The sequence below is a fragment of the Pseudofrankia coriaricola genome (assembly GCF_001854805.1).
In the GTDB taxonomy this organism is placed as follows: domain Bacteria; phylum Actinomycetota; class Actinomycetes; order Frankiales; family Frankiaceae; genus Pseudofrankia.
The window spans coordinates 1-12,093 of the sequence record NZ_MBLO01000208.1 but is presented as its reverse complement, the minus strand read 5'-3'; the positions used below and the strand labels follow the sequence as shown (position 1 = coordinate 12,093).

Annotated in this window: 11 protein-coding genes; 6 read left to right on the top strand and 5 right to left on the bottom strand. The window is 74.3% G+C overall.

Translation table 11 applies throughout. The features are described 5' to 3' along the window. A partial coding sequence (locus BCD48_RS22905; RefSeq protein WP_071050450.1) for an ABC transporter ATP-binding protein occupies positions 1–689 on the bottom strand: 689 nt, incomplete at its 3' end. A 418-nt stretch (positions 690–1,107) separates the two neighbouring features. On the opposite strand from BCD48_RS22905, the gene BCD48_RS22900 reads away from it, so the two are divergent. Both BCD48_RS22900 and BCD48_RS22895 read left to right on the top strand, forming a co-directional pair. Continuing rightward, on the top strand, positions 1,108–2,964 hold the full coding sequence (locus tag BCD48_RS22900; protein WP_071050448.1) for a serine/threonine-protein kinase: 1,857 nt from the start codon (positions 1,108–1,110) through the stop codon (positions 2,962–2,964). A 164-nt stretch (positions 2,965–3,128) separates the two neighbouring features. After that, the gene (locus BCD48_RS22895; RefSeq protein WP_071050447.1) at positions 3,129–3,764 is read left to right on the top strand and encodes a hypothetical protein; all 636 of its coding nucleotides are present in this window, start codon (positions 3,129–3,131) and stop codon (positions 3,762–3,764) included. A 146-nt stretch (positions 3,765–3,910) separates the two neighbouring features. On the opposite strand, the gene BCD48_RS51485 is transcribed toward BCD48_RS22895, so the two are convergent. Beyond that, positions 3,911–5,122 (bottom strand): hypothetical protein, encoded by a 1,212-nt coding sequence (locus BCD48_RS51485; protein WP_157910554.1) that lies wholly within the window; start codon positions 5,120–5,122, stop codon positions 3,911–3,913. Continuing rightward, positions 5,119–5,883, bottom strand: a complete 765-nt coding sequence (locus BCD48_RS22885; protein ID WP_083419059.1) for a SigE family RNA polymerase sigma factor — start codon at positions 5,881–5,883, stop codon at positions 5,119–5,121. The genes BCD48_RS51485 and BCD48_RS22885 overlap by 4 nt, the downstream gene beginning before the upstream one ends. A 529-nt stretch (positions 5,884–6,412) precedes the next feature. On the opposite strand from BCD48_RS22885, the gene BCD48_RS22880 reads away from it, so the two are divergent. The 3 genes from BCD48_RS22880 to BCD48_RS53975 all read left to right on the top strand — a co-directional run bounded on the left by BCD48_RS22880 (position 6,413) and on the right by BCD48_RS53975 (position 9,376). Further along, entirely contained in the window at positions 6,413–7,885 is a 1,473-nt protein-coding gene (locus tag BCD48_RS22880; protein WP_071050445.1) for a pyridoxal phosphate-dependent decarboxylase family protein, read from the top strand. A gap of 115 nt (positions 7,886–8,000) precedes the next feature. Then, positions 8,001–8,501: a MarR family winged helix-turn-helix transcriptional regulator gene (locus BCD48_RS22875; RefSeq protein WP_071050444.1), complete on the top strand. Its 501-nt coding sequence runs from the start codon at positions 8,001–8,003 to the stop codon at positions 8,499–8,501. After that, entirely contained in the window at positions 8,492–9,376 is an 885-nt protein-coding gene (locus BCD48_RS53975; RefSeq protein ID WP_241841929.1) for an MFS transporter, read from the top strand. The genes BCD48_RS22875 and BCD48_RS53975 overlap by 10 nt, the downstream gene beginning before the upstream one ends. Here the strand turns inward: BCD48_RS53975 and BCD48_RS22865 are convergent. Beyond that, positions 9,312–9,917: a GrpB family protein gene (locus tag BCD48_RS22865; protein ID WP_071050443.1), complete on the bottom strand. Its 606-nt coding sequence runs from the start codon at positions 9,915–9,917 to the stop codon at positions 9,312–9,314. The genes BCD48_RS53975 and BCD48_RS22865 overlap by 65 nt on opposite strands. A 182-nt stretch (positions 9,918–10,099) precedes the next feature. Continuing rightward, positions 10,100–10,963 (bottom strand): TetR/AcrR family transcriptional regulator, encoded by an 864-nt coding sequence (locus BCD48_RS22860; protein ID WP_241841928.1) that lies wholly within the window; start codon positions 10,961–10,963, stop codon positions 10,100–10,102. A gap of 389 nt (positions 10,964–11,352) precedes the next feature. On the opposite strand from BCD48_RS22860, the gene BCD48_RS22855 reads away from it, so the two are divergent. Next, positions 11,353–12,093: ABC transporter ATP-binding protein (locus BCD48_RS22855; protein ID WP_071050442.1), on the top strand; the 741-nt coding region annotated here is incomplete at its 3' end.

Genomic DNA, 12,093 nt, shown 5'->3' with positions numbered 1-12,093 from the left:
ACGACGAGCAGCGACTCGCCCCCCGCCCGCAGGTCGTCGACCGGCCCGACGGCGACCATCGCGCCGCCCGACACGATCCCGACCCGGTCGCACAGCCGCTCGACGAGGTCGAGCTGGTGGCTGGAGAACACCACCGGCACCCCCGCCGCGGCCCGCTCGCGCAGCACATCACTCATCACGTCGACCGCGACCGGGTCCAGGCCGGAGAACGGCTCGTCGAGGACCAGCACCGCCGGGTCGTGCACCAGCGCGGCGGCGAGCTGGGCGCGCTGCTGGTTACCGAGGCTGAGAGCCTGCACCTCGTCGCCGAGCCGCCCCGCGATACCGAGCCGCTCGGCCCACTCCCGGGTCGACCGGCGCGCGGCCGGCCCGTACAGGCCATGCAGCTGGGCGAGGTACTCCAGCTGCTCACCGACCCGCATCTTCGGGTACAGGCCCCGTTCCTCCGGCATGTAGCCGATCCGGCGGCGGGCCGCGAGGGTCAACAGGCTGCCGTCGTAGCGGACCTCACCGGCATCGGCGGTCAGCACGCCGAGCACGATCCGCATCGTCGTCGTCTTGCCCGCCCCGTTGGAACCGACGAAGCCGAACAGCTCACCGGCCCGCACGTCGAACGTCATCCCGCGCAGCGCGACAACCTCACCGTACCGTTTGGACAGCCCATCGATCGTGAGCGCTCCGTCGCGCACCTCGCCGCCTTCCGCGTGGGCGGTGCGGCCCGCGGCGGCTGCCGCGAACCCGACCCGGCTGCGTCCCACGGCGAGCACCGGCACGACGCGCGACGGTGCGGATGCCCATGGTTGCGGGCCCGGATCTTTCCTGTGCCCATCGTGCCATCCGCACTTATTGTTCCCTCGCGGTGCACCGCTCAGCCCGTGCGGCAGCATCATCTGATGAGCGAACCCTGAGGTCACCACGGCGAAGCAAGGCCGTGTCGGCCCAGCGGATCAGGACATCCAGGCGACACCGCCCGCCAGCACCGGTACCGGCGGGCGGAGACTGGCGGCGCGCGGCGGCCACCTCCCGCACGGCCCCGGCGTCGGATCGGGACGGGACTGGGCGGCCACCGGGGGACCCGGCGCAGGCGCCGAGGAAAGGAGTGCGCGGATGCCGCTGGAACCGCTACAGGCCGGTGACCCTACGCGGGTCGGCGGCTACAAGCTGACCGCCCGGCTCGGCGCCGGCGCCATGGGCGTGGTGTTCCTCGGCGTCGCCGACGACACAGCCACCATCCAGCTGGACGACACCCCGGGCCGCCGCCCGGCTCCCGGCCTCCCCGGTCCCGCCGCGAGCCCGACGGCACCGCGCCTCGCGGGCGGCGACCCCGCGGCCGCCGGCGACGGACGGCTGGTCGCCGTCAAGCTGATCCACCAGCGGATCGCCGCCGCGGCCGACTACCGGGCCCGGTTCCGCCGGGAGGTCGCCGCCGCCAGGGCCGTCGCCGGCGTCTGCGCCGCCCGGGTGCTGGCCGCCGACCCGGACGCGCCACGGCCCTGGCTCGCGACGGAGTACATCCCCGGGCCGACCCTCGCCGAGGCCGTCGGCCTCGGCGGGCCGCTGTCGGCGCCGACCGTCGAGGCCCTCGCGGTCGGCCTCGCCGAGGCCCTGGTCGCGATCCACCGCGCGGGCATCGTGCACCGCGACCTGAAACCGGCGAACGTGCTCATCACCGCCGCCGGACCGAAGGTCATCGACTTCGGCATGGCCGTGCCGACCAACCCGGCGGCCGGCACCGAGGTGACACAGACCGGCGCCGTCGTCGGCAGCCCCGGCTACCTCGCGCCCGAGCAGGCCGAGGGCAGGCGCGCCGGGCCCGCGGCGGACGTGTGGGCCTGGGCCCTCACCGTCGCGTTCGCGGCGACCGGCCGGCCGCCGTTCGGGACCGGGACGGCCGGGGCGCTGCTGTACCGGTCGATGACCATCGAGCCGGACCTCGCCGGCGTGCCGCCGCGGCTGTTGGCCGTGGTGCGCTCGGCGCTGCGCCGCGACCCGCCCGCCCGGCCGTCCGCCACGAGGCTGCTGGCCTCCCTCGTCGGCGACACGGCCGACCCGGCGGCCGCCGCGGCCCGAGTGCTGGAAGTCCTCTGGCAGCCCCCGGCCTCCGTTCCAGGCACGCCCGGCGGCGCCGCGCCCGCACGGCCGGCACCGACGCCGGCGTCGCCATGGCCGGCCGGGCCTCCCACACCGGTCCCGCCGGCAGCGGGCGAGTGGGGCTCACCCGGCACCCGGCCGGACACGGCCGGCGGGCAGCACTGGTTCCCGCCACCGGCCCCCGACGCGTACCCGACCCCCGGCACGACACCGCAACCGGCCCACACTCCTGCCCCGACCGGCCACGGGGAACGGCCCGCGGCCCTCGGCGGGCCACTGGCCGTCCTCGCGCCCCCGGCACCCGCCCGGCGGCCGGCCCCGCCCCGGCGCGGCCGGTTCGTGGCGACCGCGGCCGCGGCGCTGCTCGCGTCCGGGCTCGCCGGCGCCGGGATCACCGCGGCGGTGACCAGCGCCGGGAACAGCCCGACACCCGGGCCCACCCCGACGGCCACCGCCACCACACCCGCCGCCTCCCCGGCCCCCCAGGGGGCCGGCATCCCGGGCGCGGGGGACACCGAACTGCTCGCCGGCCGCTTCACCGGGACCTACACCTGCCAGCAGGGCGCCACCGCCCTGCAACTGACCATCTTCGACATGCCGGAGGCACCCGGCCGGGTCACCGCGCTGTTCTCGTTCTCGGCGACGAAGGACAACCCCGACGTACCGTCCGGGGCGTACACGATGGACGGCACGCTCCAGGGCGACGATCTTGAACTGACCGGCAGGATCTGGCTCGACCACCCGGTCGGCTACATCATGGTCCGCCTGTCCGGCACCTCGTCCACGGACGGCCAGCATCTACAGGGCCAGGTCCTCGGCGCCAGCTGCACCACTTTCGCCGTCTCCAAGACCCCGGTCACCTCGGTGGGCTGACCCGCGCCAGCCCCGCCGACCGCCGGCATCCTGACGGCGCCACCCGTCGGGCCCCTCCGCGGGAAGGGCACGCCGATGGCCACGGCACGAGGGAGGCACGTCGGCGGCGCGGGAGGCCAGGACGGGCCGGGATCGTGCGCGCGGCGCGGCGAGCATGGTCGACTGTGAACGTGGCCGAGCCCGACACACCCGTCCCGCCGCCCGCGCGGTGCTCGCTGTGCGGCCACCCATGGTCGGCCCACTTCGGCGGTGGTCCGACGGCCGTATGGGTGACCTGCTGCGCCCTCCCCGGCCAGGCCGAACCCGCCACCGCCTCGGGCACGGCCAGCCCGGGCACGGCCAGCGTCAGCGGCGCCGAACTGGCCGCCGACCGGACGGGCGGGAGCGAGACGGACGGCCCGAACCGAGACCCGGAGCGGGAGCTGGCACGACGTGCCGCCGCGGGCACCGCTCTGCCAGCCGTCGCCGGCCTCGCGGGCCCGGCGCCGAGCTGCTACTGCCGGCGCAGCGTCGAGGAGTTCCGCCAGGAGGCCCTCCGGGAAGCCCGCGCCACGGCCGGCCACCCACACCCACCGGCCGCGAGCGCCGGTGGGACCAGCGGTGACGACGGCGCCGACGACCCCAGGCCCGGGGCGGCCCCGGGGGTGGTGCTGTGCGTGACCTGCCGCGCCGCGCCCGCGCAGGACACCCAGTGCCACCCCTGCCGCCAGGCCCGCCAACACGCCTCCCGGGCCCGCTTCGCGGCCCGCCACGCTCAGCTCACCCGCGACACCCGCCACCGCCGGACCGGCCGCGGATGACACCGGACAGCGGCGCCCGGCTCCAGGCCGCGACAGCCACGACGACGACACCGCCCTGCCCGCCGTCTCCCTCACCGCCGGCACCTGACCCGGCCGCCGCACCCGCACCTGTGGGCCACAGCCGGGTGACAGGGCCCGGCGCCGGGTCACGGGCACTTCAGGTCCGACATCGGCAGCATGTCGACCTTCGAACAGTACGTGTCCCTGCTGACCAGCCAATGGCCGTCGACCAGCACCGCCGTACCAGTCGTGCCGAGCGAGTACTTGCCGTCGGACGTGGTGGCGGGCAGCGCCTTGTCCGTGAACGTCAGCGTGAAGGAGACGCTGACGGTCGTGGGAGAGTCCTGCGTCATGCTGCCGAAGGCGATGGAGATGGTGGCGACCAGCCCCGGGTACCGCTGGGCGACCCTGCCGCGGACCGGCAGGATCTCCGCCGGGTCCTGCACCGCCGCCCCCCACGCCTCGTCCGACAGCGGCGGGTTGCGCGCCAGATAGACGGTGTTGAACGCCGCCTTGACCTGGTCCACCGTCCGCGGATCCACCGTGTTCGGCTCGCGGCCTAGCTGGACACCCTCCGCCACCCGCTTGATCTCCGCCCAGTCGAGTGGGGCGACGTCCCGCACGCTGACGACCAGCAGCGGGCCGCCGTCCCCCACGCTCCAGAACAGCGCCCCCAGATGGGTCTCACCGCCGCCCGAGATGTTCGCCGGGAGCTCCGTGCTGAGACGCACCGCGGGCTCACCGCCCACCGTCGTCGGCGTCGGCGTCGCGCCATGCAGGGCCGCCTGAAGCCCCGCGACGGAGATGGAGCCCGGGTACCAGTTGACCCCCACCTTCAGCTCCGACGCGTCCCCGCCGTCCGACGGCCCGAAGGTGCTCGCGTAAAGCCCCTGGGTGTCGCGGCCCGCCAGGTAGGCGAAGTACCCGAGAACGCCACCCTCCGAGGAACGCATGACGTCACTTCCAGCCTTGTCTGACAGGTGCTTCGTTCCCTCCGGCAGCCACGTGACCGTGATCCCGCCGTAGGAGTGGTGGGCCCCCGGCGCGCCCGGCGCCACGGTGCTGGCCGGCGCGATCCCGTTCGTCCCCACGCCTCCGCCCAGCAGGCCCACCGAGACCAGGAGCACGACGACCGCGGTGACGACAGCCGCCACCGACCCGGCGGCCCGGACCCGCGCCCGGCGGCGGCGCGCCCGGACCCGCACCGACTGGGCGAACCACGGCCCGACCGACAGGGCGGGCAGCTCGGCCCGGGCGGCGCGCAACCACGCCTCGACGTCGCTCAGGTCCGCGTCGCTCAGGTCCGCGTCGCTCGCGTGCACGTCATGCGGGTCCACGTCGCGTCCACCGGTGCTCACAGCGCCTTCCCCCCTGCCTGGCTGGCTCGCACCTGCTGGGTCGCGTCCGCCTCACCCTCGCCCGGTGCCGCCAGGCCCGCGGGGCCGCCGGACGGCTGGGCCGCCGCCCGGTGCCGCCCAGCCGGCGTGCTCCGCGCCTTGGCCAGGACGACACCGGCGGTACCGCCCCCCTCGTTCGTCAGGACGTCCACCGCCGCGGACCGCTGGCCGGCCGGCCGCACCGGCCAGCGAGCGGCGCCGCCGCCGCCGATGCCGGCCAGGTGCTCGTTGTCGCGTAGCCTCGCCAGGCCCCGGGAGGCCTGGCTGCGCACCGAGCCGACGGAGCAGCCGAGGAGGGCGGCCACCTCGGCTTCCGGCAGGTCGTCGAGATAGCGCAGGACGACGATGGCGCGCTGGCGGGGCGGCAGGGTACGCAGCGCGCGCGTCAGCCCGTCGCGCGCCGACAGCGCCTCGGCATGGTCGGCGATCTGTGGCCCGAACCCGCCATGGCCATGCTCGGTCAGCAGCGGCACCTCGGTGACCCGCGCCCGCAGCCGGCGCCACCGGCTGGTCGCCGCGTTGACGAGCGCCCGGCGGACGTACGCCTCCGGCTGTCCCTCGGCGACTCTCGACCAGTGTCGGTAGGTGCGCTCGAACGCGCCCTGCAGGAGGTCCTCGCCCGCCGCACGGTCACCGCCGACCAGCAGCACCGCGCTCAGCAGCAGCCGATTCGCGGACCCCGCGACGAACTCCTCGAAGGCCCGTTCCTCGTCGGCACGCACCCCTCGCCTCCCACCCCATCGGCCATCTCCGTACATAACCTTCAACGCCCCTGCCCGGGTTCGCGATGAGCGCCCGTCGCCGCCTTTGAAGCGAAGATCAAGATTTTAGGAGACGTCTTTAGTCGATGTTGGGGTTGGAGGGTGGTTGGGTCTTAAGTGATCACAAGATCAAATTGCAGCCTGTTGGCTCGTCAACAGCGTTGATTATCTTGGTGGATGAGAGGCGAAACGATCTCCCATCGTCGCGGCCGGCCTCGGTCCGCTCGGGTGCCACGACACTCGTCACCCCGCCTCCCCTCTTCGCGTCTCGCACATCCGGGCCGCGCTCCTCTCCCCAGACCTGCCCCCGCCTGCGCTGTTCCCGCCCTGCATCAAGGCCCGTGGGCCCATGTGTCCGGGCACACCCCCTGCCGCTGCCCCGCTCAGACCCACCGCGGCCGGGGCACACGGCAGGATTGGACCGGCGCCACGGTCGTCGGGCAGACGACAGGCGGACACCGGGCCGCGGGCAGGCGGAAAGGATGACGTCGTGGATCGCGAGGACGACCTGGACGTGCTGCGGGCGGCCGCGGCGATGGCGCTCGACTACGCGGCGACGGTCGACAGCCGGCCCGTCGCACCGTCACCGGAGGCGGTGGCGGGGCTCGCCGCGTTCGACGAGCCGCTGCCCGAGGCCGGCCTGCCCGCGCAGGCGACACTGCGGCTCCTGCACGACACCGGCAGCCCGGCGACGATGGCCACGGCCGGCGCACGCTACTTCGGCTTCGTCATCGGCGCGACGCTGCCGGCGGCCCTGGGCGCCTCCTGGCTCACCAACGCCTGGGACCAGAACGCGGCCCTCCCGGCGATGTCCCCGGTCGCCGCCAGGCTGCACGATGTGACCCGCGGCTGGCTGCTCGACCTGCTCGGCCTGCCCGCGGGCTGCGCGGTCACCTACGTCACCGGTGCCACCATGGCCAACGCCGCCTGCCTCGCCGCCGCCCGCGACGAACTGCTCGCCCGCCTCGGCTGGGACTCGCAGGCCGACGGGCTGTTCGGCGCCCCCGCCTTCGACGTCGTCATCGGAGAGGGCGCGCACTCGACGCTGCGCAAGTCGCTCGGCCTGGTGGGCCTCGGCCGCTCACGGGTACACGTCGTGCCCGCCGACGACCAGGGCCGGATGCGCGCCGACGCGCTGCCGGACGGCCTTCCCGGCCCGGTACTCGTCTGCGCGCAGGCCGGTGAGGTCAACACCGGCGCGTTCGACCCGTTCGACGAGATCGCCGACTGGCTCGCCCGCCGCCCCGGACCCGCGCCGGGCTGGCTGCACGTCGACGGCGCGTTCGGCCTGTGGGCCCTCGCCGACCCGACCCGGCGCGACCGGCTCGCCGCCGGGCTCACCCGCGCCGACTCGTGGGCGACCGACGGCCACAAGTGGCTCAACGTCACCCACGACTGCGGTCTCGCCTTCGTCCGCGACCCGGCTCCGCTGCGGCGCACCTTCACCGCCGCCGCCGGCTACACCCCCGCCGGCGACGCGTTCGACGCCATGCACCACACGCCCCAGTCCTCGCAGCGGGCCCGCCAGATCGAGGTGTGGGCGGCCCTGCGGACCCTGGGCCGCGCAGGCGTCGCCGACCTCGTCACCCGCGCCTGCGACGCCGCCGCCGAGATCGCCCGCCGGCTGGCGGACGGCGGCCTCACCGTCGTCAACGACGTCGTCCTCAACCAGGTCCTCATCCGCCTCGACGCGCCGCCCACGAGCCCTGCGAGCTCCGGGGCCTCCGGCGGCGACGAGCCCTCCGGCGAGGCGCTCACGCGGGCGCTCATCGCCGAGATCCAGGCCGACGGGCGAATCTGGTGCGGGCCGACCCTGTGGCACGGCCAGACCGCGATGCGCCTCAGCGTCTCGAGCTGGAAGACGGGCCCCGACGACGCCGCGTTCGCCGCCGACGTCATCCTCACCTGCGCCGCCCGCGTCCTGGCCCGCCTCACACCGGCCGTCAACGCCACCGGTCGCTGACCCATGCCGGCAGCCGGGGCCGGACCTCGGCGCTTCGTGGCAGGGATGTAGCCTTCCGACCTCATGACTCTCGGCATCGTAACAGTGCTTATGTAAGCACTGTTACGATGCCGGAATGGCTGAGGACCACCCACTCGATCCCACCCAGCAGAGCCTCTGGCGGCCCCTGCGCCTCCTCCAGGCGTCGATGGACGCGGATATTGCCCGGATCTACGCAGAGGCGCGGATCGATGGACTCAAACCGAGCTTTGCGATGGAGCTGCTGCGGCTGCACGCCGCCGGCCCCATGACCATCACCGAGCTGGCCGAGTCCGTCGGGCGGACCCATTCAGCGCTCAGCCAGAAGGTGGCCGCGATGCGTTCGGCCGGCTGGGTCCAGACCATCGCGGGCGACGACGGGCGCAGCAAGAAGGTGACGCTCACGGACAAGGCCCGCGGCGTCGTCGGTCGCCTGGCGGCGGAGTGGCGAGCCACCGAGGCCGCCCTCACCGACATCGAGGCTGAGAGCCCGTATCCGCTGAGCCGGGTCGTCTCCGACATCGAGCGGGCCCTGGAGCGCAAGAGCTTCCGCGACCGGATCGCCGAGAAGCTGGCGGAGGACCCCGCATGGGGCTGAGCAGCACGCTGCTGGATGTCACTCCCCTGCGCGCGTCGCCGCTCTTTCGGCGGCTGTGGATCGGGCAGGCGTTCTCCGGGCTCGGCAGCCAGATGACGCTCGTCGCCGTGATGTTCCAGGTCTGGGAGGTGACGAAGAGCACCGTGTGGACCGGCGCCGTCGGCCTGGCCCAGGCGATTCCCCTCGTCACGCTCGGCCTCTTCGCCGGATCGCTTGTCGACCGCGTGAACCGGCGGACGTTCTACCTTGCCACGACCAGCGGGCAGGCCGCGTGTTCGCTCCTGCTCGCTTTGCAGGGCCTCCTCGGGCACCTTCCGACCGCCGGGGTGCTGGCACTGGTCGCGACGCAATCCTGCTTCGCCGCCGGCAGCGGCCCGGCCTCCCGCACCTTCATCCCGCACCTACTACCCACCAACCAATTGGCCGCCGGACTGGCGCTGAGACGGATCGCCTTCCAGGGCTCCATGCTCGCGGGCCCCGCACTGGGCGGGCTGATCGTGGGCTGGCTTGGCGTCGGCACCTGCTACCTGTCTGGTGCCTTTGTCGGTGCTCCAGCCCGGAAAGTCCACCAGATCATGACGTACCGACGGCGAGGCCCGCCGCCAGCGGTGACTGAGAGTGGTTCCAGACAAGATCATATAGTAGTGAGACCGCATGTCAACGCCGTAGACCACAGTGTAAGTACGATGGACGTCCGCTCTTCATCGCGACACCCATGCCGCGCGGCCCCCCGGCCACGCCCCCGGGCGTCCGGGGGCGCCAGCCGCCCGCTCAGGGGTCGCGGCACACCATCGCCGGCGAGGCGGGCTGTCAGTGACGGGGGGCGGGGACGGCCCAGTCGGTGGTGGCGGCCCAGGGGCGGGCGCGGGCGGTGATCTCCTGGATGATGGTGCTCTTGGCCTCGGCGTAGTGCTGCATGCTTGGCCAGTCGAGGGCCGCGAGGGCACGCTTGGCGGCCTCGTAGGCAGCGCGGTCGGCCGGGTCGTGGCGCAGCCAGTCGCGGAACAGCAGGTGGCGGTGCTCCCAGTCGCTGCCCGCGGCGCAGACGTGGATGTGGACGTCCTGTTCGGGGGTCCGGAACATCCAGTGCTCGCCCTGCTCCCGGACCCGCACGATGTAGCCGGCGCGCAGCAGCGGGCCCTCGAAGCACGCCGAGTCGGCCATGTCGGAGACGCTGATCTGGATGTCGATGATCGGTTTCGCGCCGAGCCCTGGTACCGACGTGGAGCCGATATGCTCGACGCGTACGGCGGCTTCGCCGAGTGCTCCGACGATCCGTGCCTGTTCGTGCGCGAACCGCGTGACCCATTCGGGGCGGTAGGCGGCGATCACGATCGGCCGCTTTTCCAGCCCGCCGACGAAGATCTCCTCCCGCGGCGTCACGGCCGCCGGGTCAACGTTCGCCACCACAACCATCCCGCACGTCCCCTCGGTACGGCGCGAATCACCCGACTCCGGGTCATCCCGGACCATCTCCCCCGCCACCGGCCCATTCTGCGCCGGACCGCAGGTCTGCGGGCCGTCGGAACAACGACACCCCGGCTTGAGCCCACACCAGGACCGACCTCGGACCACACGCAGACACGCCGCCGGGCGGCCTAACGCGACGCGCGGGAGCGCAGCAGGACGTCGAGTCCGTCGAGCATGCGCGCGAGGCCGAAGTGGAACTCGGCGTGCAGCTCATCGGCGACGCCCTCCGGCGGCACGGACGGGTCGATCTCGCCGGAGACGGCGATGGCGTGCAGCGCGGGGAACCGCGCCGGGTCGAGCAGCCGGGCCAGTGTCGCGCCATAGTCACCATCGCCAGGCTCGTACGTGCCGGCACCGGCGGCGGCCACGACGTCGCTCGTCAGCTGCGCGGCGGACATCGCGTAGCGGGACAGCATCAGGATCGCTGAGAGCTTCTCCTGACCGGTCAGCGGCACGCCGGCGAGCGGGGCGACGCCGCGGTCCATCCAGGCCAGTTGGTGGGGCAGGGTCGGGGCGCCGCCGATCCCGACCCTGGTGATCCACGGGTGCGCCAGCGCCCGCTCGTACATACCTCTCGTCCAGGCGTCGAGCCCGGCCCGCCAGCCAGCGGCCGGGTCCGTCACCAGCGTGTCCGGCGGCGGGCCGACGGCCTCGTTGAGCATGAGCAGCAGCAGGTCGTCCTTGCTGGCGACGTGTCGGTAGAGCGACATCGTCGTGAAGCCGAGCCGCTCGGCGACCCGGGCCATCGAGAGCGCGCCGAGCCCCTCCTCGTCCGCGAGCGCGATCGCCGCCTCGACGAGGCTGTCGAGCCGCAGCGCCGGCCGCGGCCCGCGCCGCGGCCGCGTGGGGGCACCCCACAGCAGCTCGAACGCGCCCGGCGGGCCCCCGGCCGCCGCGCCGCGCCGCTCGCCGCCGCCCGCCCGGCCGCCGCCCCCGTCCATCTCCTTCGTCATCCCACCGCCCTGTTCTCCCTCGCCCGCCGGCCCGCCCACGCGCCGCTCCTGGCACGGAAGGGGGCTGGCCTCGAGTGTCGTCCCCCGGACGGCCCGCCACCGAGATGCCTCGCCACCGCCCGTTGACCACCTTCCGACAACTGTGTATAACGTACATCTTGTGTATGTCATACACAGTTTTCGTTCGGCACGCGAGGTGGGCGTAGCCCCACCCCGGGCCGGGTTCCAGGACCCGTGTCCGGATCACGACACCGCGCCACGCTGATCCCGCCGGCCCCGACCGGCGCGCCTCGCAGCCGCGCGCCGGTCGACACCCGGCACGACCCGCCAGACCGCCCCCCCTCGATCAGCCCATCCCCACCCCGCCAAGCGCCCCGGCCAGAGCAGGCCGGACCAGCGCGGGAAACCCGACCAGGAAGGTCATGACCATGCCGACCACCATGGACGCCGGCCGCGAGCCTCTGGCGTCCCCACTCCCACCGGCGTCCCCGGCGCCTCGTCCCCTGTCGGGCGCCGACGACGCCGTCATCCGGGTGCGCGGCCTGCGCAAGGCGTTCGGCGGCGTCACCGTGCTCGACGGGGTCGACCTGGACGTCGCGGCGGGCCACGTCCACGCGCTGCTAGGGCCGAACGGCGCCGGCAAGACGACGCTGGTGCGGATTCTCGCGACCCTGCTGCGCGCCGACGCCGGCGAGGCGGCCGTCGCCGGCCACGACCTGGCGCGCGCGCCGCACCGGGTCCGCGAGGTGATCAGCCTGACCGGCCAGCACGCCGCCGTCGACGAGCTGCTTACCGGCGAGGAGAACCTCTGGCTCGCCGCGCGGCTGTTCCGGCTGCCCCGGGCCGTGGCGCGCCGCCGGGCCGCGGAGCTCGTCGAGTCGTTCGACCTGGCCGGGTTCTCCCGCCGGCTGGTGAAGACCTACTCCGGCGGCCAGCGCCGCCGCCTCGATCTCGCCGTCGGCCTGGTCAGCGACCCGGAGGTCATCTTCCTGGACGAGCCGACGACCGGCCTGGACCCGCGCAGCCGCCAGGGCGTGTGGGACGTCGTCGCGCGGCTCGCGGACGGCGGCGCGACGGTACTGCTGACGACCCAGTACCTGGACGAGGCCGACCAGCTCGCCGACCTGGTCTCCGTCCTCGACGGGGGCCGGATCGTCGCCGAGGGCACC